Raw genomic sequence first — 21,146 nt, 5'->3', positions numbered from 1 at the left:
GTCAAATCTTGTTCATTAGCGTAGCAACGATCAGGCTGATGTTGCCCCTCAGCGTCTGGCGATGAACACCACTTTTGCGCATCCAATAAATTCGTGAAAACAGGTTGCCGTGCCGGGCTGTTTCGAAAAGCTTGAGTATATGCCTGTTTCTATCTGTAAGCTGGTCGCGGACGGCATTCAGAATGCTCAGGTTCTGGGTGCTCCACTGGCTGAAACGACCGGTCAGCATTTTGCGCAGTCTCAGTATCTGGTTTTTCAGGTTGGCATTGGCACCAATCAGATTCCCTTCATGCTGGCGGTAATGAAGGGATGGTCTCGGATCGTAAATCACCTGTCCGCCGCAACCGGTCACTAATAAATAGGCCAACCAGTCATGCGCGACGACCGGGGCGTCGTCAGCTACTTGCAGTATGAGTGCGCGAGCTGCAGTATTGATCAGCATTGTGTTGGCTCCGGCAATGCTCTGAACCAGTGCATTCTCGAAACAAGGCGTTCGCAAAAACAGCGGCGAATATCCGATAGGTTTCAGGTCCGAATTTACCAGCGCTGTTCGGGAGCAATAGAGCGCCGGAGTATTTCCAAGTTCGAGTAATAAGTCGAGACTTCGGGTCAGTTTGTCTTTAAACCATATATCGTCTTGATCGCTGAAGCAGAAGTAGTCCGCGGCTACTGTTGGGTTTTTTACAAGGGACAGAAAGTTTTTGGCAAAACCCTGTCGGGGGCCGTGCAAAATTACCAATCGTTCAGGGTTGAGCCGAAGTTGGTAGCATTTTAATATATCGAGAGTTTCGTCAGTCGAGCCGTCATCCGAAACATAAATCACCCAGTTTTGATGGGATTGCTCAATAAAAGAATCGAGTTGCTCTTTCAGAAAGCGAGCGCCGTTATAGGTGCAGATCAATATTGCAATTTTTTTGTTGTTTTTGTCTGGCTTGTTGGTGGTTGAGGTGTGCTGCATTTCGGGGCTGAATTCTTTGTTCGGCTTATCCATGATCTTAATCTCTGGCTCCCTGATCATGCAGCGGTTTGTCATGAAAACATTGCAGGGCGAAAAAGGCGGTATTGGCAAACTTTGAAGTTTAGCGGTGCGCGGAGCTGCGGGCGTCGAATGCCCGCGAAGGGCACCAGCTTAACAGACGCGCTTGGGCGCTGACGAGCGGTTAGGGCGCAGAAGGTGTGGCTGAGAGTATCTACTGGTCACTTGGCAGTCGTATTCTCGGACTGAAGAGGGCTACAATGCGACCAGGTTTGAGTTCATGGAGTGGGACGGTGATCGGGCGAGTCAATGGATAAAGTGCGAGTGTATTTGCTGGGATTGCCGCGTCGTCAAAAACGACTGCTGCAGGTGGCTACCGACGTCGTTCTCGTCTGGGGGGCGCTGTGGCTGGCGTTCATCGTTCGCCTCGGAATCGATGACATGTACAACCCCATCAAGGTTCATGCCTGGCTCTTCGCATGTGCCCCGCTTGTTGCCATCCCCCTGTTTATTCGTTTTGGCATGTACCGCGCGGTCATGCGTTACTTTGGCAACGACGCACTTATCGCCATCATCAAAGCGGTCAGCCTTTCTTCGCTGATACTTGCAGTAGTTGTCTATTGGTATAGCAACCATGAAAGCGTTGTCCCCAGATCCATAATTTTCAACTATTGGTGGCTGAGTCTGGTGATCATTGGCGGATTGCGCTTGTGCATGCGTCAGTATTTCATGGGTGACTGGTTTACCGCAGCCCGGCACGTACCGTTCACCAGTCGTGACGACGGTCTGACCAAAGTGGCCATCTACGGGGCAGGTGTCGCTGGCAATCAGTTAGTTGCTGCTCTGCGAATGGGACGGGCGATGCGGCCGGTAGCCTTCATCGACGATGATGCGAGTATCGCTGATCGGTCCATATCAGGTCTGCAAGTCTATAAGCCCAAGCATATTCAGCAAATGATTGATGTGACCGGGGCGCAGGAAATTCTCTTGGCCTTGCCTTCCTCCACCCGAGCCCGTCGCCGAGAAATTCTCAATTTTCTGGAAGGTTTTCCGCTGCATATCCGCAGCGTGCCTAACTTTACCGACTTGGCTAGCGGGCGGGTAAAGGTCGACGACATTCAGGAAGTGGACATCGCGGATCTGCTGGGGCGCGATTCCGTCCCTGCTCAATCGGACCTGCTGGCTCACTGCATAGCCGGCAAAGTGGTACTGGTGACGGGGGCGGGGGGGTCGATCGGCTCTGAACTCTGCCGGCAGATTTTTCTGCTGGGCCCGATCACACTTCTGCTGTTCGACCATAGTGAATTCAATCTTTACAGTATTTTGTCCGAGCTGGAGCGGCGTATCGCGCGCGAATCCGTTTCCATTCGTCTGCTGCCGATACTGGGGTCCATCCGGCACCCCCACAAGTTACTGGATGTGATGAAAACGTGGCGTGTGGATACGGTTTATCACGCTGCCGCCTACAAGCATGTGCCGATGGTCGAACACAATATTGCCGAAGGCGTGCTTAATAATGTGATTGGTACCTTGTATACCGCACAGGCTGCATTACAGGCTGGTGTTTCCAACTTTGTACTGATTTCCACCGACAAGGCTGTCCGTCCCACCAATGTTATGGGGAGTACCAAACGACTTGCTGAATTGACCTTGCAGGCTCTGAGTCGCGAGATGGCTCCGGTGTTATTTGGTGACAAGGCCAACGTGTCTCGTGTCAACAAGACGCGTTTTACCATGGTGCGGTTCGGAAATGTGCTGGGTTCTTCGGGGTCGGTGATCCCGCTGTTTCATAGTCAGATCAAGTCCGGTGGCCCTCTGACGGTCACTCATCCCAAGATCACTCGCTACTTCATGACAATTCCGGAAGCTGCGCAGTTGGTGATTCAGGCCGGTTCCATGGGTCAGGGCGGGGATGTTTTTGTATTGGATATGGGAGACCCAGTCAAAATCGTCGAGCTTGCGGAAAAGATGATTCACCTGTCTGGTCTCAGTGTTCGCTCCGAAAAGAATGTGCATGGTGATATTGCCATCGAATTCACCGGATTGCGGCCTGGGGAAAAACTCTACGAAGAGCTTCTGATTGGCGACAATGTTTCGGCCACAGAACATCCGATGATCATGAGCGCCAATGAAGATCTCATTTCCTGGGATGTGCTCAAGATTCGCCTGGCGGAATTGCTGGCTGCGGTCGAAGAGGACGACTACTCGCGAGTTCGGCAAATTCTTCGGGACACGGTCAGTGGTTATTCGCCTGATGGTGAGATTGTCGACTGGATCCACCAGCAGCGTCGTCTCGATCCCTGACCCGCACTTGCTGCAAAGGGATGCCTGCAAGCTTGCAAGCGTACCTTGGGTCATTGTCTGGAGAGCGGAGTCAAGTCCGTTATCCGGTGTTCTGCGGAGGCGTTTTACGGTATCCTCGACGGTCATTCTGACCGTGGTCGGAACGCCGATTTTTATATTCTCAAAGGGTAGCGCGGATGTTCAGATTCAAAAAACTCAAGCTTTTCTGTAATATCGGTGGCATGGGTTTTTTATGTTCCGAAAAACTTTCGAGCCGCGAACAATAATTACTTTTTCTCGCTCAGGGACTCCAATAGGAGAGGCGCTGTTGTTATGTTTTTGTTGTTCGAATTTATATACAAAGAATGGAAGAAGCGCGGTATGACAGGCAGTGCGGTCCAGCGTAAGTTCGGTATCAACTCAGAGGCCATTGCCTGATGCAAGATTTTTCTACATTGCCGCGAGAAATGTTTGCCAGTCTTGTTCGTAATCGAACATTGATAAAAGCGTCGATCAAGCGGGAAGTATTGGGACGGTACCGAGGTTCGGTTCTTGGGGTGCTCTGGTCGTTCTTCAATCCGGTCTTCATGCTCGCAGTTTACACATTTGTCTTCAGCGTTGTGTTCAAAGCGCGGTGGAGCGGTGGCAGTGATTCTAAAACTGAGTTTGCCCTGATTCTGTTCGCTGGTCTGATGGTGTTCAGTCTCTTCGCGGAGTGTATCAATCGGGCGCCCGGTCTTATCGTCTCCAATGCTAACTACGTCAAAAAGGTAGTTTATCCCCTGGAAATTCTTCCCTGGGTCAGCCTCGGTGCAGCCATGTTTCATGCGTTGATCAGCCTGGGTGTATGGATCCTGGCCTACCTGATTTTCTTTGGGATGCCGCACCTCACTGTCTTGTATCTGCCCTTGGTGGTCATGCCTTTGGTATTAGTGATGATGGGGCTCTCCTGGGGATTGGCGTCTCTGGGTGTCTATTTGCGAGATATCGCCCAATTCATCGGTATCCTCACATCCGTACTAATGTTTCTGTCGCCGATTTTCTATCCGGCGAGCGCATTGCCTGAGGCGTACAGGCCGGTACTGATGCTGAACCCGCTCACCCCTGTCATCGAGCAAGCTAGGGATGTGCTGTTTTTCGGTCGTGCTCCGGACTTTTCGATTATTGGAATCTATTTCCTTATAGGACTGTTGGTCATGTGGTTAGGCTTCGCCTGGTTCCAGAAAACACGTAAGGGGTTTGCCGATGTCATCTAATTCTGATATCGCAATCAAGGTTGAGAACCTCAGCAAGTGTTATCAGATTTACGATCAGCCCCATGATCGTCTGAAACAGTTTCTGGTGAAGGGCCGTAAATTCTATCGAGAGTTCTGGGCGCTCAACGACGTCTCTTTTGAAATCAAGAAGGGCGAAACGGTTGGAATTATCGGGCGTAATGGCAGTGGCAAGTCCACGCTGTTGCAGATGATCTGCGGCACGCTCAATCCGACCAGTGGCAGTGTGCAGACGAATGGTCGAATCGCCGCGCTTCTGGAACTCGGTTCTGGGTTCAATCCCGAGTTTACGGGCCGTGAAAACATTTATATGAACGCCGCTGTATTGGGGCTGAGCATCGGTGAGACCGATGCCCGCTACGACAAGATCGTCGAGTTCGCAGACATCGGTAACTTCATCGGGCAGCCGGTTAAAACCTATTCCAGCGGGATGATGGTGCGCTTGGCGTTTTCGGTGGCAATTCATGTCGAGCCGGACATCCTGATCGTCGATGAGGCGCTGTCGGTTGGTGATGCCTACTTTCAGGCCAAGTGCGCAAAAATGATTCAGGGGATCATTGCCAAAGGGTCGACGGTGCTATTTGTCAGCCATGACACTGCTTCGGTAAAGTCTCTCTGCAGTCGCGCACTTTTACTTGAGTCTGGACGTAGCAGATATCTAGGTGATGTGAATACTGCTGTAGAGAAATATTATTCTGCCCTGATCGAAAGTCAGCGTACTGATCGTGGTGCTGAAGAGTTCACGCCCCAAGTAAAGCTTGTGTCTTCCGAATTTACTGACGGTGTGGAATCATTTCAATCCATGGCCAGTTTTCAGCGAATTCAGAATGGTGCTGCCGAATTCGTCAATGTGGGACTAGTAAACGAAAACGGCCAATTAATTGATTCTGCCGATTTCGGGCAGACGGTAGTGCTGCGTCAGATAGTGCAAGCCCATAAAGATCTCCCAATTCTTGGTCTGGCATATCACATTAGAGATAAAAACGGCCAGGATATTATCTATTCAGACACCGGTATTGAAGGCAATAAACATTTGATCGATGTCCGCGCCGGTAGCGTGTACGTGGTTGAATGGGCATTTACCGCTTATTTGCGGGAAGGCAGTTATGTCATTTCTTCGATGCTCGCTGAACCAGTCAACTTAAATATTGGCGATGTCGTGGTTGTGGATTTTGTCCCTATTTCGACGAAGTTCACCCTATCCAGTGCAGGGCACCCGCAAATCTATGCAGCTGCGTACTGGAACAATAAGATCAGCGTGCGAGAAATTCAAAATGACTGATACGGATAAGAAGCTTCACCTCGGATGTGGTTCTGTCACATTTCCAGGCTGGGTCAATATTGATCTTGATTCGCCAGAGGCTGACCTATTACTGGATCTCACTGAGCCTCTGCCTTTCGCCGAGTCATCCGTCAGCCACATGTTCAATGAGCATTTCATTGAGCATATTACTCGTGAGCAAGCAGTCTCGTTCCTGAAAGAGTGTTTTCGGGTGTTAACGCCGGAAGGCGCGATACGAATTACCACACCCAATCTGCGTTTTTTGACCCATTGCTATTTTTCAGACAGCATCAACGAGTGGGGTGATCTTTGGCAACCCAACTCAAGGTGTCAAATGATGAACGAAGGAATGCGTTCTTGGGGCCATCAGTTCGTATACGACGCTGAAGAGCTTGCAAGAGTGATCACTGAGGCTGGGTTCAAATCAATTATCTTCCAGACGTATCGTCAGAGCGATGACAAGGATTTATCCGGGCTTGAGTCCCGCCCATTTCATAATGAATTGATTGTTGAAGCACGTAAGTCGTCGGCTGTCGAAGTCACTATCGATTTTCACGCCGTTAACGATAATGAAGCTGCATGGGCAGAGCAAAGTGGCGTTAGCGAGCAGGCAGCAGTTGCCGCGGAGTCTGCGGCACGAGCTGAATATATTGAGCACCAGTCCAACCATATACGGGAGCTGGAAGCCGCGTTAGCTCAAAAGGACAAAGCAATTCAGCATCAGTTGGAGTGTTTCGCGGCACAAGCAGCGGAGATCGCCAAAGCGAACGAATCGCTCGCTACGCAAATGCAAGCGAATGACGCGCTGCGGTCTCAATTTGATAATGCCGACGCCCAGCTCAAGGTTTTTCAATCTTCCTGGTACGGAAGACTAAAGTCTTTTTTTAACAGAACTGCATAATAGTTTCGCTTTCGGGGCGCACATGAATATTACTGTTACGAAGCCGTTTATACCTCCTTTTGCTGAGTATCAAAAATACCTTCAGGGGGTTTGGGAGCGTGAATGGTTCACCAATAACGGGCCATTGGTGAACGAACTTGAGTTAAAGCTCAAGGAGAAGCTCGAGGTTGACCATTTGCTGTTTCTGAGCAATGGCACCATAGCGCTTCAAATTGCAATTCGTGCGCTTGATCTGCAAGGCGAAATCATCACTACACCCTTCAGCTACGTAGCAACAACGTCCAGTATCGTCTGGGAGCGTTGTATTCCGGTGATGGTGGATATTTGCCCGGATACATTAAATATCGATCCTGAAAAAATAGAAAAGGCGATCACTACGGAGACTTCGGCAATTCTGGCCACCCACGTTTTCGGTAACCCTTGTGATGTCGAAGCTATTGAGGGCATCGCAAAAAAGCACGGCCTTAAAGTCATCTACGATGCCGCACACGCTTTCGGCACGAAATACAAAGGTCGCTCCTTGCTGGCATATGGAGACATTGCCACCTGTAGTTTCCATGCTACTAAGCTTTTTCACACAATCGAGGGTGGCGCCGTAGCGACTTCCAATCCCGCGATTCTGAAAAGTATGGCGATGATGCGAAACTTTGGGCACTCCTCGTTGACTGAGTTTGGTGGCGTTGGTGTAAACGCCAAGAACTCAGAGGTTCATGCGGCGATGGGGCTTACCAATCTCAAGTATGTTGATGAGATTCTGCGTGTCAGGAAGGAGTTGTGCGACCACTACAAATTGTCTCTGAATGGGTTGCCATTAAAATTCCAGAAGATCGCTGATGGCGCGGAGTACAATAACTCCTACTTTCCAATAGTGGTTGAAAGTGAAGAAGTGCTGTTGCGAATTATTGAGGCTCTAAATCTGAGCAGTGTTTATCCGCGTCGGTACTTTTACCCTTCGCTTTCCGAGTTGCCTTATGTTCATGAGCAGAGTTCTCCTGTTTCTGAAGATATCTCGCGGCGAATCATTTGTTTGCCGCTTTATCACACTCTCTCCTTCGAGGAGATAGACATGATATGTCGTGTAATAAAAAGAATAATAAGGTACTAAGTCTTTTTTTGACTGTTTGTATGATGGCTGTCGATGCCGTTTGCCAGTTTATGAAAGGGTAAGCAGCACAAGTGAGTTTTTACGAAATGTAAGTTTTTCGGTTCAGTCTTAGATTGGATTGGCCGATCAGAGGAATATTTAAGTGCTAAACGATATGGTCGGTGTGTCGGTTCTTCTGGTTACCTATAATCATGAGAAACATATTCGACGAGCGCTAGATGCGTTGTTGGGGCAGGAGTTGCCGGGCACGGTCGAAGTTGTTGTTGCAGATGATGCTTCTACAGACAGTACTCGCGCTATTATTAAAGAATACGAAAGTCTGAATGAGCGTTTTTTGTTCAAGTATTTGGATTCAACTGTAAATCTTGGGATTACTAAGAATTATCAACGTGGTTTTGCAGCGTGCAGTGGTAAATACGTAGCGGTATTGGAGGGTGATGACTATTGGGTAAACCCTTTCAAGCTGAAGCGTCAAGTCGAGTTTCTGGAGAATCACTGGGAGTGTAATCTCTGCTCGGTAAACTATTTTGTGTTTGAAGAGACTCGGTCTCAGTTTACTCCACGCACACCTATCGGTACAGGGCATCGCTTTTTTGGTGCGCGTGATTTGATCGCTGATAATATTGTCGGAAACTTTTCCACCTGCATGTATCGGCGGAGTGCTCTCAATACGTTGCCGTCTGAACTTTTCGAAATCAAGTCGTATGACTGGATCACAAATATTTACTTGGCCCGTGAAAGTTTGATTGGCTATTTAGATGAGCCAATGTCTGTATATCGACTTCATGATGCCGGTGTCTGGACGCAGACTCCACATATTGAAAAATTGAAGTCACAACTCGAAATTCTTCCTGCGTATGACGAATTGACAGATTATCTGTTCCATGATGATTTTGAACATCTGGCCAGTCGTTTGCGTCACGTGATAACCGCTTCGCAAATTGGCAATGTTACTGAAAACCTCAGTCAGCCAGTATTGAGGGTTATACCCTTTATTATCAGCTGTACGCCACCCTTTATCATGAGCATCTTGCGTGCCGTCATTCCTGTCGCTGTAAAGAATTTTCTTGTCAAGATTATAAAGAGGAGTCGGGCATGAGTAAGCCAACGATTTCCGTCATTATGGCGACTTACAACCATGCGGGATTTGTGGCGCAAGCAATAGAAAGTGTGCTGGGGCAGCTTGGTGTGGATTTCGAGTTTCTCATCACAGATGACGGTTCTTCTGATGAGACCAGAGACGTAGTAGCTGCTATACATGATGAGCGAATCAAGTTCTATCCTAATGAAGTCAATCGTGGCGCTTGCGTAGTAACAAACGAGTTGATCGAGCGCGCGTCCGGAGAGTTTATCGCACTTATCAATTCGGACGATTACTGGTGTGATGCCGATAAGCTGGCGTATCAGCTCGAATTTATGCGTGAAAACCCGGAAGTGGGTGCGTGTTTCGGCCAGGCACGATTTGTGGACAAGGATGGCACACCCATCGAAAAGTCAGCGTTGCCTTTTGGTAGTGTGTTCAACCAAGAGAACCGTTCTCAAGGTGCTTGGTTGAGGCGCTTTTTTGAATTGGGTAATTGCATTTGTCACCCTTCGATGCTGATTCGGAAGGCGTGCTTTGATGAGCTGGGCATGTACAATAACCGGTTGCGTCAGTTGCCTGATTTGGATATGTGGATTCGATTGGTTAAAAAGTATCCGATTCATATTTCTGATCGAGAGCTTATAAACTTTCGAATTATGCCCGGTGAAAATGCGAGCAGTCAGACAGTCACTAACTCGATTCGCACAATTAATGAACATTACCTGATTGCAGATACTTTTTTTGATGGGGTGACTGCGGAGCAAGTAGCTGACGGATTTGGTGATTTGCTCGAAGGGCGAAGCATCCAAAGTCCTGAACATCTGGACATTGAAAAGGCATTGTTGTTTATGAAATACAATCAATGGCTTGGAAAACCTTACCAGATGATAGGGCTCTTGAAGCTGAATAAATGTCTGAACAGTCCTTTACATCATGATATCATGGTTAATGAATTTGGCTTGACTGATCGTTGGTTTCAGAATGAGTTGGGCAATGTCGATGTATTGCGCCCTAAAGTAGTTGCCGTGATGAGTCAGCAAAAATCCAAAATCCTAAGCATGTGGAGCAAAATTTCATCACGTTTGAAGTAAAATTAAGAGTTGCTATTTAAAGTGGCAAGATGCTCTTGAGCTCTTGCCATTTTTTATTTTTTTTCAGACTTTCAAACTCTCGATGAGTTTCTCTTCAATCTCCAAGAGTTTTTTGCTTCGCTCTGAAATTCTTTTAGCTGGTGTTCCTGAGTATATTCCAAAGGCGTGGCAGTGTTTCGTAACCATACTGAGTGCACCGACTGCGACACCTTCCTCTAGATTTACGCCTGGAAGAATGATACTTCCGCAACCAATGATGACATGGCGGCCAATAATGATTTCTTTGGTTTTTACGTTTGTAAATTCCGCAGGTACAGTTGGATTGGTCATGCTCGAACCACTGTAATCATCACTGCTGCTATACACTGAAACTCGGGAAGATAGCCCGCTGTAATCTTCAAGCGTAATTTTGGCAGCGCCTTGCAGCAAACTATACACAGCAATATGTACGTAATTACCTATTCTGATTCCGCCTTCTCCGGCCGAGATAACCGAAAAGTCATCGATGCGCACATTATCCCCCAGTGAAATGTTTCCACAGTTGTAATAAGAGGCTTTATCAGACAGGCGTGGATTTTTACCTACATGTAAAAAACCCATTTTTTCAATCTGTTCCAAGCTGAGCATGCCCATTTGAGTATCCTTGATGTATGGGATGAAAGTGTCGTAATTATACCGTCCTCTACGTCTTTTGAGAAAGCACGTCGGGTTGCGGCTATTTCCTTCCTATGAGGAAAGTCGTCAAGATTAATGTGTTTCAGATCCCTTCGCTCAGACGTTTGTGTAGTAGCTCTGCCTTCCGACGAATACTCGCAGATTAAGACTATTACATATTCTGCAAAGAATGCATTTTTGACAGCTACCCACCGTGGCCTAAGTTTAGGGAGCAGCTGCGGAAAGCTGTATTCTTAAACGATGATGGAGCGTCACTTATGCGTAACGGCTACTTTTATTCTCTGATTTTCACCCTGCTCACCAGTGCGTCGATTGCTTCAATTGCGGCGCCCGTGACACCTTCAGAGCCTGCAAGCGTAACCAGTGCGGCAACGATGATGTCGCAAGGTGAAAAAGTCGATCTCAACGGCGCCGACGCAGCAACTCTGCAAAAACAGTTGTCCGGAGTAGGCGAGGCGAAAGCCAAAGCGATTGTTGCGTATCGTGATACTAATGGGCCATTCGCCTCGGTGGATGAGCTGCTGGAAGTGAAGGGCATCGGCAAGGCGATCCTGGATCGCAATCGCGACAAGCTGGAAGTGAACTAAGCTGATTATTCAACGCCAAGGGGCCGGTCATTGACCGGCCTTTCTGCTTTCTAGTGGCAGATATGCGACAGAGGGAGCGGCGTCGCGTTTGTCGGTGAGCTGAAAATTATGGGTATCATATTGCCGTGAGATTATGCATATAATAATTTCCGCCGCCTTCATGCAAACAACGCTGAGGGCCAATCCCAAAGTATTTCAGGAGCGCTCTCATGAGTTCAGTCCAGTCTCAAGGTACGGCCGTCGTCACCGGGGCATCATCAGGTATCGGTGCCATCTACGCGCAGCGGTTGGCAGCACGTGGCTTTGATTTGCTGTTGGTCGCCCGCGATCAGCAGCGTCTGGAAAATGCTGCGAGCCAGTTGCGCGAGACCCATGGTGTCCAGGTCGAAGTGCTCAAAGCCGACCTGACGCAAAAGGATGATGTCCTCAAACTCCAGCAACGCCTGCGCAGTGATTCGCGCATCAGCCTGTTGGTGAATAACGCCGGGGTTGCAGCCGATGGTTTGCTGGCCAATTCCGACGCCGAGCAACTGGAGCGTCTGATCCAGTTGAACGTCACCGCCGTTACGTTGCTGGCCTCAGCAGCAGCCGCCAGTTTCGCCAAGGCTGGACGCGGCACGATCATCAACATCGCGTCGGTGGTGGCGCTGTTTCCTGAACGCTTCAACGCGACCTACAGCGCCAGCAAAGCCTACGTGTTGAGCCTGACTCAATCGCTCAACGCCGAACTCGAAGGTACTGGCGTCAAGGTGCAAGCGGTGTTGCCCGGTGTTACCCGTACTGAAATCTGGGAGCGCTCGGGCATCGACGCCAGTGGTATTCCGGCGGAGATGGTGATGGAGGCCGGTGAGATGGTGGATGCGGCGCTGGCCGGTCTGGATCAGGGTGAGTTGATCACCATCCCGTCGCTGCCTGACGAAGGTGAATGGCAGGCATTCGTGCGTGCACGGCATGTCATGGCGCCGAATCTGTCGCGCAGCTCGGCGGCGCAACGCTACAAAAATTGATCAGAGGTAACTGCGGTATGAGTCAGCGTCGAATTGTTGTCACCGGTATGGGCCTGGTTTCTCCTTTGGGCAGTAACGTCGAGGTTGTCTGGCAGCGCTTGCTGGACGGGCGCTCCGGCTTGCGCAATTTGCCGGACGCGGTGAGTGCAGATCTGCCGACCCGGGTCGCCGGGATGGTGCCAACGGCGGCAGAGGACGTCGAGGCCGGTTTCGATCCGGACCTTGCCACGCCACCCAAAGAGCAGAAGAAGATGGACCGCTTCATCCTGTTCGCCATGGAAGCGGCGCGCCAGGCGTTGGCGCAGGCCGAATGGCAGCCGTCCGAGGCCAGGGATCAGGAGCGCACCGCAACGATCATCGGCTCCGGTGTTGGCGGGTTCGGGGCAATAGCCGACGCCGTGCGCACCACCGACAGTCGTGGCCCGCGTCGTCTGTCGCCGTTCACCATCCCATCGTTTCTGGTCAATCTGGCGGCCGGGCATGTGTCGATCCAGCATGCTTTGAAAGGCCCGTTGGGTGCACCGGTAACTGCTTGTGCTGCCGGGGTCCAGGCGATCGGCGATGCTGCACGGATGATTCGTGCCGGTGAAGCGGATATCGCGGTTTGCGGCGGGGCGGAAGCCTGCATCGATCGGGTCAGCCTGGCCGGTTTTGCCGCCGCGCGAGCGCTGTCCAGTGGCTACAACGACACTCCCGAGCGCGCTTCGCGGCCCTTTGACAGCGGTCGCGATGGCTTTGTGATGGGGGAGGGCGCGGGTTTGCTGGTGATCGAGTCGCTTGAGCATGCGCTGGCACGTGGTGCACAGCCATTGGCCGAGTTGGTGGGTTATGGCACCAGTGCCGACGCCTATCATCTGACCGCCGGTCCGGAGGACGGCAGTGGTGCACGACGGGCGATGCAGTTGGCGCTGGCTCAGGCCGGTATCGCGCCGGATCAGGTGCAACATCTCAACGCACATGCCACCTCCACCCCGGTCGGCGATCTGGGAGAGTTGGCGGCGATCAAAAGTGTGTTTGGCGAGCAGAACAAAATCGCCGTCACTTCCACCAAGTCCGCTACCGGGCATTTGCTCGGCGCGGCCGGCGGGCTGGAGGCGATCTTCACGTTACTGGCCATCCGCGATCAGGTGGTGCCGCCGACGCTCAACTTCGACAATCCCGATCCGGCGAGCGAGGGCGTGGACATCGTTCACGGCCAGGCGCGGTCGATGCCGATTGAGTATGCGTTGTCCAACGGCTTCGGTTTTGGCGGGGTGAATGCCAGCGTGCTGTTCAAGCGCTGGGAAGGCTAGTCCTGATCTTTCTTCAGGGCGTCACGTGTGACGTCGAGAATCCGTTGGGCCAACTGCGGATTTTCGACGCTGCGTGCGAGCACCAGTGCACCAACCAGTGTGGCCATGATGACAATGCTGCGATCAGCGGCGGATGGGCCTTCCAGCGTGTTTTGCACTTGTTCCAGTCGACTGTTGAGCATCGCGTCGGTGGTCGGGCTGGGCTGACCGCGCAGACCCATTTCCGAGGACATGGTCGGCAAAGGGCAGCCTTCGTGCGCAGAGCTGTAGTGCCATTCGGAGAGGTAACTGTCGATGAACGCCTCCAGCGGGCGTTCCTCGGAGAACAGCATGGCGCAATGCGCGTCCAGCTGCGCGCCAGCCTCCTGCAAGGCTTTTTCCACCAATTCGTCCTTAGACTTGAAATGCGAATAGAACCCGCCATGGGTCAGCCCGAGCGCTTTCATCAATGGTTGCAAACCGGTGGCGCCGATACCGTCCTGGCGAAAGCGTGCCGAGGCTTCCTTGATGATGCGCTGATGGGTCTGGGCTTTGTGATCCTGCGAGTAACGCATTTCGACTCTCCGCGACAAGGCCACCATCTTAACCACGGAAAATTAAATGGTGACTGTACTTCTACTTCTAAAAAGCGTGCGGATAAGTCCAAAGCCATAAAAAACAAACCCCGCCGATTCAGGCGGGGTTTTTCATTCAGCGATCCTGCGCGTCCTTGATGTCCGCTTCGGCGTTGCGCTGCGCAACGCGTTTGCGTTCTTCATCGGTCAGTTCAACCTTGTTGGCGGTGTCGCGCAACATCATCAATCCGCCAACGATCGAGCCGATTGCAACGACCAGAATCAACCAGGCATACCAGGGCATAACGGCTCTCCTTAAGGGCAGTTCGACGGGCGAGGATTTCGCCGTGCGACGCTGCATACCACTTTTGAGCGAAGTGAGTTCGCAGTGGTTCCATTCTAGGTCCGATATCCCCGGTGCACCTTAAATCCCTGTAGGAGCTGTCGAGTGAAACGAGGCTGCGATCTTTTGATCTTTAAACATCAAAGGATCGCAGCCTCGTTTCACTCGACAGCTCCTACAGGAGGCATGGGTTATCGTCCCGTGAGCATCGCATCGGCCGGAGCGTCAGCGCGCAACTGCCCGGTGAGCAGGAAGTAGCCGAAGCCGACCGCCATGAAACCGAGGAAAATCAGCCCGATCAGTGCGTTGAACCAGGCCATGGCGATCAGGCACACCACCGCCAGCACCAGTGCGATCAGCGGAATCAGCGGGTAGCACGGCGCACGGAAAGTACGCTCGAGATTCGGTTCGGATTTGCGCAGTTTGAACAGGCTGAGCATGCTCATGATGTACATCACGATCGCGCCGAACACGGCCATGGTGATCATCGCGGCGGTGAGGGTCATGCCGCCGAGATTGATCAAGCCGTCGCTGTAAATCGCGGCGATGCCAATGATGCCGCCGGCGATGATCGCCCGGTGCGGGGTCTGGAAGCGCGAGAGTTTCGCCAGCGACGCCGGCAGGTAGCCGGCGCGGGCGAGGGCAAAGAACTGCCGCGAGTAGCCGAGGATGATCCCGTGGAAACTCGCCACCAGACCGAACAGGCCAATCCACACCAGCATGTGCAACCAGCCGGAGTTGTCGCCGACCACAGTCTTCATCGCCTGCGGCAACGGATCGTTGATGTTCGCCAGGGTGCGCCAGTCACCGACGCCGCCCGCGAAGAACATCACGCCCATCGCCAGCAACACCAGGGTCAGGATCCCGCTGATGTAGGCCTTGGGGATCGTGCGTTTGGGATCCTTGGCTTCTTCGGCGGCCATCGCCGCGCCTTCGATGGCGAGGAAAAACCAGATCGCAAACGGAATCGCGGCGAACATCCCGGCAATTGCCGGCACACCGAACACATCGGAACCGGCCCAGCCGTTCAACGCAAAACTGCTGAAGCTGAACGCTGGCGCGACCACGCCCATGAACACCAGCAATTCGATTACCGCCAGCACGCAGACGATCAGCTCGAACGTCGCGGCCAGTTTCACACCAAGAATGTTCAAACCCATAAAGACGATATATGCGCCGACCGCTGCATGTTTCGGATCGAGCGCCGGAAACTGCACATTCAGATAAGCGCCGATCGCCAGGGCGATGGCCGGCGGCGCGAAGACGAATTCGATCAGCGTGGCCAGCCCGGCGATCAGCCCGCCTTTCTCACCGAACGCACGACGGCTGTAGGCGAACGGCCCACCCGCATGAGGAATCGCGGTGGTCAGTTCGGTGAAGCTGAAAATGAAGCAGGTGTACATGGTCGCGACCATGAACGAGGTCACCAGAAAGCCCAGTGTACCGGCCACGCCCCAGCCGTAACTCCAGCCGAAATACTCGCCGGAAATCACCAGCCCGACAGCGATTCCCCACAGGTGCAAGGTGCCCAGCGTTGGTTTGAGTTGTGTGTTCATGCGCATGCTCCCTGAACGGTTTGGAAAGCTCGGGGGAGGGCGTGTGCAGTGGGCGTGCCAGTCCTGTGAATCAGGTCGCAATAGGCTGAAAGCTGTCGTTATCCAAGATGTTCATTACCGGATGGGCACATTTTCGTGCGCCAGTTGGGTGCGACGTCGTTAGTGCTGCCGTCTTCGCGGGCAAGCCCGCTCCCACAGGTTTGGCGTTGGAATCAAACTCTGCGGACCACGCAAGCCGGGCTTGCTCGCGAAGGGGCCCGCCAACACGACGCAAAACCCACCTGTAACGAACGCATAAACCCACTCTTTACGCTTTCTTTATGCCCAGCCAACCCCCTCGGTATCGCGCCTTTACAGCCTCCTTTCCGACAATGCCCCGACAAGCGGCAATACGCCGTAACACGGAGATCTTCCATGAGCGTTCTGGACGGGGTGTCCCTGCTGTTGGCAGCCGGGCTGTTCATTTATCTGTTGGTTGCGCTATTGCGCGCGGATCGGGGCTAGGAGCGGCTATGCACAGTTATGACTATTGGCTGATCCTCGCGTTTTTTGCGGTGGTGTTGTTGCCGGCGCCGTTCCTCGGGCGCTTTTACTACAAGGTGATGGAAGGTCAGAGCACCTGGCTGACGCCGATTCTGGGCCCGGTCGAACGTGGCTGTTATCGCATTTCCGGGGTTGATCCGCAGGCTGAACAGAGCTGGCAGAAGTACACGCTGGCCTTGCTGGCGTTCAACCTCGCCGGTTTCCTGCTGCTGTTTGCGATCCTGTTGTTCCAGGATCACCTGCCGCTGAACCCGCAAAACCTGCCGGGCCAGGAATGGACTCAGGCGTTCAACACCGCGGTCAGTTTCATGACCAACACCAACTGGCAGTCCTACAGCGGTGAAGCGACCCTCAGCTACCTGAGCCAGATGGTCGGCCTCACTGTGCAGAACTTCGTCAGCGCCGCTACTGGTCTGGCCGTGCTGGTTGCACTGTGCCGTGGCATCGGTCGCAAGTCGGCGAAGACCCTGGGCAACTTCTGGGTCGACATGACCCGCGCCACCCTCTATGGCCTGCTGCCGCTGTGCCTGCTGCTGGCGCTGTACCTGGTGTGGCAGGGCGTACCGCAGACCTTCGCGCAATATGTGAACGCGGTGACCATGCAGGGCGTTGATCAAGTGATCCCGCTCGGCCCGGCGGCCAGTCAGATTGCGATCAAGCAATTGGGCACCAACGGCGGTGGCTTCTTCGGTGTCAACTCGGCGCATCCGTTCGAGAACCCGACCGCGTGGAGCAACCTGTTCGAAGTCACTTCGATCATCTTGATCCCGATGGCGCTGGTGTTCACCTTCGGCCACTACGTCAAAGACCTGCGTCAGAGCCGCGCGATCATCGCCTGCATGCTCGCACTGTTCCTGATCGGCGGCGCGACTTCGCTGTGGGCCGAATATCAGCCTAACCCTGCGCTGAACAACGTTGCCGTCGAGCAGACCGCGCCGCTGGAAGGCAAGGAAGCGCGCTTCGGCACCACCGCCACCGTGCTGTGGTCGGTGACCACCACCGCGGCGTCGAACGGTTCGGTCAACGGCATGCACGACAGCCTCAATCCGCTCAGCGGCATGGTCGCGCTGGTCAACATGATGGTCGGCGAAGTGATCTTCGGCGGCGTCGGTGCCGGGCTCTACGGCATGTTACTCAACGTGCTCATCGCGGTGTTCCTCGCCGGCCTGATGATTGGTCGCACCCCGGAATACCTCGGCAAGAAACTGCAGGCGCGGGAAGTGCAATTGCTGGTCGTCACCCTGCTGGTGATGCCGGTCGGCGTGCTGGTGCTCGGTGCGATTGCCGCCACTCTGCCTGGCCCGGCGGCGACTATCAGTAACCCCGGCCCGCACGGTTTCAGTCAGTTGCTCTATGCCTACACCTCGGCCAGTGCGAACAACGGTTCGGCCTTCGGTGGCCTGAGCGCCAACACGCCGTTCCACAACCTGATGCTCGGTCTGGGCATGTTGATCGGTCGCTTCGGTTACATCCTTCCGGTACTGGCTTTGGCCGGCAGCCTGGCGATGAAGAAAACCGCACCGATCGGCCAGAACAGCTTCCCGACCCATGGCCCGCTGTTCGTGACTCTGTTGACCGTGACCATTTTGCTGGTGGGCGGCCTGACGTTCTTGCCGACTCTGGCGCTGGGTCCGATTGCTGAACACCTGAGCATGGGTTTCTAAGGAATAGATCATGAATATGCCTGCAATCAAACCCGCTGCCGTCAAGGCACCGGAACAAGCGAAAACCGCGATCTCGGCCCTGTGGCGTCCGGCGCTGCTGCAAGCCTTCGTCAAGCTTGACCCGCGCCAGTTGGTGCGTTCGCCGGTGATGCTGGTGGTCGAACTGACGGCGATCTTCACCACCGTGCTGTGCTTCATCCCGGACAACGTCGTGCCGACGTTCGTCGCCGCGCAGATTGCCCTGTGGCTGTGGTTCACCGTGCTGTTCGCCAACTTCGCCGAAGCCTTGGCCGAAGGTCGCGGCAAGGCCCGCGCCGACAGCCTCAAGGCTGGCAGCGAAGGCCTCAGCGCACGACGCAAAATGGCCAATGGCAGCTTCCAGGTGGTGCCCGCCGCCAACCTGCGCAAAGGCGATGTGGTGCGCGTCGAAGCGGGAGAGATGATCCCCGGTGACGGCGAAGTCATCGAAGGCATCGCCGCGGTCAACGAAGCGGCGATTACCGGTGAATCGGCGCCGGTGATTCGCGAGTCCGGCGGCGACCGCTCGGCGGTCACCGGCAACACGCGCCTGGTGTCCGATTGGCTGCTGGTGAAGATCACCGCCAACCCCGGTGAATCGACCCTTGACCGCATGATCGCGCTGGTCGAAGGCGCCAAACGCCAGAAGACCCCCAACGAAATCGCGCTGGATATCCTGCTGATCGGCCTGACCCTGATCTTCCTGCTGGTGGTCGTGACCCTGCAACCGTTCGCCCACTTCGCCAATGGCAGCCTGCCGCTGGTGTTCCTGGTGGCGCTGTTGGTCACGCTGATTCCGACCACCATCGGTGGCCTGTTGTCGGCGATCGGTATCGCCGGGATGGATCGACTGGTACGGCTGAACGTGATTGCCAAATCCGGGCGTGCAGTGGAAGCGGCCGGTGACGTGCACGTGCTGCTGCTGGACAAGACTGGCACCATCACCTTCGGTAACCGCCGTTGCAGCGCGGTGTATGCCGCGCCGGGCGTGAGTGGTCGCGAGTTGGCCGAAGGCGCGTTGTTCGCCTCGCTGGCGGACGAAACCGCCGAAGGCAAATCCATCGTCGAGTACCTGCGCGGTCTGCACCCGCAAACCGAGCCGGCGCTGGATAGCCTGACAGCGGTGCCGTTCAGCGCGGAAACCCGCTTGTCCGGTATCGACTATCAGGGCCGCGTGTACCGCAAGGGCGCAGTCGATTCGCTGCTGGCGTTCCTCGGTCAACAACGCTCCGATCTGGCCCCGGCGCTGTCGCGGGAAATCGACAAGATCGCGCAGAGCGGCGGTACGCCGTTGCTGGTCTGCGCCGACGGCAAACTGCTCGGTGCGATCCACCTCAAGGACGTGGTCAAGCCAGGCATTCGTGAGCGTTTCGCCGAGCTGCGCAAACTCGGGATTCGCACGGTGATGGTCACCGGTGACAACCCGTTGACCGCTGCGGCCATTGCGGCAGAAGCGGGCGTCGATGACGTACTCGCCGAAGCCACCCCGGAGAAGAAACTCGCACGCATTCGTCATGAGCAGAACGATGGTCGTCTGGTGGCGATGTGTGGCGACGGCGCCAACGATGCTCCGGCGCTGGCCCAGGCTGACGTCGGCATGGCGATGAACGACGGCACGCAAGCCGCACGCGAAGCCGCAAACATGGTCGACCTCGACAGCGACCCGACCAAGCTGCTGGACGTGGTACAGATCGGCAAGGAATTGCTGGTGACCCGTGGCGCGCTGACGACTTTCTCCATCGCCAACGACGTCGCCAAGTACTTCGCGATTCTGCCGGCGCTGTTCGCCGCGATCTACCCGCAACTGGGGGTGCTGAACATCATGCACCTGACCAGTCCGCAGAGCGCGATCCTTTCGGCCATCGTCTTCAACGCCCTGATCATCGTGGTGCTGATTCCACTGGCATTGCGTGGCGTACGCGTACAGGCAGCGAGTGCCGCGGCACTGCTGCGGCGCAATCTGCTGATCTACGGACTGGGCGGGATTCTGGTGCCGTTCGTGGGGATCAAGGCGATCGACATGCTGCTCACGGCTTTGCATTTGGTTTGAGGTTGGAAGAGCCCCTCACCCTAACCCTCTCCCGGGGGGAGAGGGGACTGACCGAGTGGTTTATCAGAGGTGCATCGACCTGAGATACCGAGCTGAACTCAGGTCTGGAAAAGCGCAGAGATCGGCTCCCTTTCCCCTCGCCCCCTTGGGGGAGAGGGCTGGGGTGAGGGGGAAAAGATCTCCCTGGCACCCCGCAAAAGTTTGCCCAACGAATTCGAGGATTTTGCAATGTCCACAATGATACGTCCGGCCCTGAGCCTGCTGGTGCTGATGACCCTGATCACCGGCGTGGCCTATCCACTGGTGGTGACTGGCGTTGCGCAGGTCGCTTTCCCTGAACAGGCCAATGGCAGCCTGGTGCACGATGCCGATGGCAAGGTGCGCGGCTCGTCCCTGATCGCTCAGGATTTCGTCGGTGATGCGTGGTTCCATCCACGTCCTTCGGCGGGCGCCTTCGCGACCGTTTCCAGCAGCGCCAGCAACCTGGCGCCGAGCAATCCGGCACTCGCCACACGGGTGATCGACGACGCCAACAAGTTGCAGGTGCCCGGCCAGGGGCCGGTGCCATTGGCGCTGCTGACCACCTCCGGCAGCGGCCTCGATCCGCACTTGCCACCGGCGGCAATTGCCTATCAACTGGCGCGTGTCGCGCAAGCGCGCAATCTCCCGGTGTCGACCTTGCAGCAACTGCTTGATGCGCACATCGAACAGCCGCTGGTGGGGCCACCGGTGGTGAATGTGCTGGAGCTGAACATGGCGCTGGAAAAACTGTAATTCTGCGGCGCTGCCATTCGCGAGCAAGCTCGCTCCCACAAGAGCAACACTGAACCTGTGGGAGCGAGCTTGCTCGCGAAGAGGCCA

Annotated in this window: 19 protein-coding genes; 14 read left to right on the top strand and 5 right to left on the bottom strand. The window is 54.4% G+C overall.

All coding sequences use genetic code 11. The annotated features are described in order from the left end of the window. Window position 1: 1 nt before the first annotated feature. Complete coding sequence (locus tag ACVHNU_RS16520) at window positions 2-991, bottom strand: glycosyltransferase family 2 protein (protein ID WP_473017846.1); 990 nt, start codon at window positions 989-991, stop codon at window positions 2-4. 294 nt (window positions 992-1,285) lie between these two features. Here ACVHNU_RS16520 and ACVHNU_RS16515 point away from each other — a divergent pair, with 294 nt between their 5' ends. From ACVHNU_RS16515 to ACVHNU_RS16485, 7 genes are all read left to right on the top strand, one after another. After that, a complete protein-coding gene (locus ACVHNU_RS16515) occupies window positions 1,286-3,280 on the top strand; it encodes a polysaccharide biosynthesis protein (protein WP_473017845.1) in 1,995 nt (664 codons plus the stop codon). Window positions 3,281-3,696: 416 nt separating this feature from the next. Next, entirely contained in the window at window positions 3,697-4,515 is an 819-nt protein-coding gene (locus ACVHNU_RS16510; protein ID WP_473017844.1) for an ABC transporter permease, read from the top strand. Beyond that, window positions 4,505-5,815, top strand: coding sequence for an ABC transporter ATP-binding protein (locus tag ACVHNU_RS16505; protein ID WP_473017842.1), 1,311 nt, complete (start codon window positions 4,505-4,507; stop codon window positions 5,813-5,815). Before ACVHNU_RS16510 ends, ACVHNU_RS16505 begins: the two co-directional genes overlap by 11 nt. After that, window positions 5,808-6,716: a class I SAM-dependent methyltransferase gene (locus ACVHNU_RS16500; protein WP_473017841.1), complete on the top strand. Its 909-nt coding sequence runs from the start codon at window positions 5,808-5,810 to the stop codon at window positions 6,714-6,716. Before ACVHNU_RS16505 ends, ACVHNU_RS16500 begins: the two co-directional genes overlap by 8 nt. Window positions 6,717-6,738: 22 nt before the next feature. Then, a complete protein-coding gene (locus tag ACVHNU_RS16495; protein ID WP_473017840.1) occupies window positions 6,739-7,821 on the top strand; it encodes a DegT/DnrJ/EryC1/StrS family aminotransferase in 1,083 nt (360 codons plus the stop codon). A 142-nt stretch (window positions 7,822-7,963) separates the two neighbouring features. Further along, window positions 7,964-8,920, top strand: coding sequence for a glycosyltransferase (locus ACVHNU_RS16490; protein ID WP_473017839.1), 957 nt, complete (start codon window positions 7,964-7,966; stop codon window positions 8,918-8,920). Further along, on the top strand, window positions 8,917-9,996 hold the full coding sequence (locus ACVHNU_RS16485) for a glycosyltransferase (RefSeq protein WP_473017838.1): 1,080 nt from the start codon (window positions 8,917-8,919) through the stop codon (window positions 9,994-9,996). Before ACVHNU_RS16490 ends, ACVHNU_RS16485 begins: the two co-directional genes overlap by 4 nt. A gap of 63 nt (window positions 9,997-10,059) precedes the next feature. Here ACVHNU_RS16485 and ACVHNU_RS16480 read toward each other — a convergent pair whose 3' ends face one another. Continuing rightward, on the bottom strand, window positions 10,060-10,629 hold the full coding sequence (locus tag ACVHNU_RS16480; RefSeq protein WP_473017837.1) for an acyltransferase: 570 nt from the start codon (window positions 10,627-10,629) through the stop codon (window positions 10,060-10,062). Between the two features lie 299 nt (window positions 10,630-10,928). Here ACVHNU_RS16480 and ACVHNU_RS16475 point away from each other — a divergent pair, with 299 nt between their 5' ends. From ACVHNU_RS16475 to fabF, 3 genes are all read left to right on the top strand, one after another. Then, window positions 10,929-11,258 (top strand): ComEA family DNA-binding protein, encoded by a 330-nt coding sequence (locus ACVHNU_RS16475; protein WP_473017836.1) that lies wholly within the window; start codon window positions 10,929-10,931, stop codon window positions 11,256-11,258. Window positions 11,259-11,467: 209 nt separating this feature from the next. Then, window positions 11,468-12,265, top strand: coding sequence for an SDR family NAD(P)-dependent oxidoreductase (locus ACVHNU_RS16470; RefSeq protein WP_473017835.1), 798 nt, complete (start codon window positions 11,468-11,470; stop codon window positions 12,263-12,265). 17 nt (window positions 12,266-12,282) lie between these two features. Then, the gene (fabF, locus tag ACVHNU_RS16465; RefSeq protein ID WP_473017834.1) at window positions 12,283-13,557 is read left to right on the top strand and encodes a beta-ketoacyl-ACP synthase II; all 1,275 of its coding nucleotides are present in this window, start codon (window positions 12,283-12,285) and stop codon (window positions 13,555-13,557) included. Here the strand turns inward: fabF and ACVHNU_RS16460 are convergent. The 3 genes from ACVHNU_RS16460 to eat all read right to left on the bottom strand — a co-directional run bounded on the left by ACVHNU_RS16460 (window position 13,554) and on the right by eat (window position 16,010). Further along, window positions 13,554-14,111, bottom strand: coding sequence for a TetR/AcrR family transcriptional regulator (locus ACVHNU_RS16460; protein ID WP_473017832.1), 558 nt, complete (start codon window positions 14,109-14,111; stop codon window positions 13,554-13,556). The two genes, fabF and ACVHNU_RS16460, sit on opposite strands and share 4 nt — an antisense overlap. A 136-nt stretch (window positions 14,112-14,247) precedes the next feature. Then, window positions 14,248-14,415 (bottom strand): DUF2897 family protein, encoded by a 168-nt coding sequence (locus ACVHNU_RS16455; RefSeq protein ID WP_003226857.1) that lies wholly within the window; start codon window positions 14,413-14,415, stop codon window positions 14,248-14,250. A 230-nt stretch (window positions 14,416-14,645) separates the two neighbouring features. Beyond that, complete coding sequence (eat, locus tag ACVHNU_RS16450) at window positions 14,646-16,010, bottom strand: ethanolamine permease (RefSeq protein WP_003226855.1); 1,365 nt, start codon at window positions 16,008-16,010, stop codon at window positions 14,646-14,648. A 414-nt stretch (window positions 16,011-16,424) separates the two neighbouring features. Between eat and kdpF the strand changes: the two genes are divergently transcribed. From kdpF to kdpC, 4 genes are all read left to right on the top strand, one after another. After that, window positions 16,425-16,514, top strand: a complete 90-nt coding sequence (gene kdpF, locus ACVHNU_RS16445; protein ID WP_003226853.1) for a K(+)-transporting ATPase subunit F — start codon at window positions 16,425-16,427, stop codon at window positions 16,512-16,514. Between the two features lie 8 nt (window positions 16,515-16,522). Next, window positions 16,523-18,217 (top strand): potassium-transporting ATPase subunit KdpA, encoded by a 1,695-nt coding sequence (kdpA, locus tag ACVHNU_RS16440; protein WP_473017831.1) that lies wholly within the window; start codon window positions 16,523-16,525, stop codon window positions 18,215-18,217. Window positions 18,218-18,227: 10 nt separating this feature from the next. Then, window positions 18,228-20,285, top strand: a complete 2,058-nt coding sequence (kdpB, locus tag ACVHNU_RS16435; protein WP_103484360.1) for a potassium-transporting ATPase subunit KdpB — start codon at window positions 18,228-18,230, stop codon at window positions 20,283-20,285. Window positions 20,286-20,513: 228 nt separating this feature from the next. Next, complete coding sequence (gene kdpC / locus ACVHNU_RS16430; protein ID WP_003226848.1) at window positions 20,514-21,059, top strand: potassium-transporting ATPase subunit KdpC; 546 nt, start codon at window positions 20,514-20,516, stop codon at window positions 21,057-21,059. Window positions 21,060-21,146 lie beyond the last annotated feature (87 nt).

The sequence above is a fragment of the Pseudomonas sp. Ors-4-3C genome, assembly GCF_055755035.1.
This window is presented reverse-complemented; position numbering and strand designations above follow the sequence as displayed.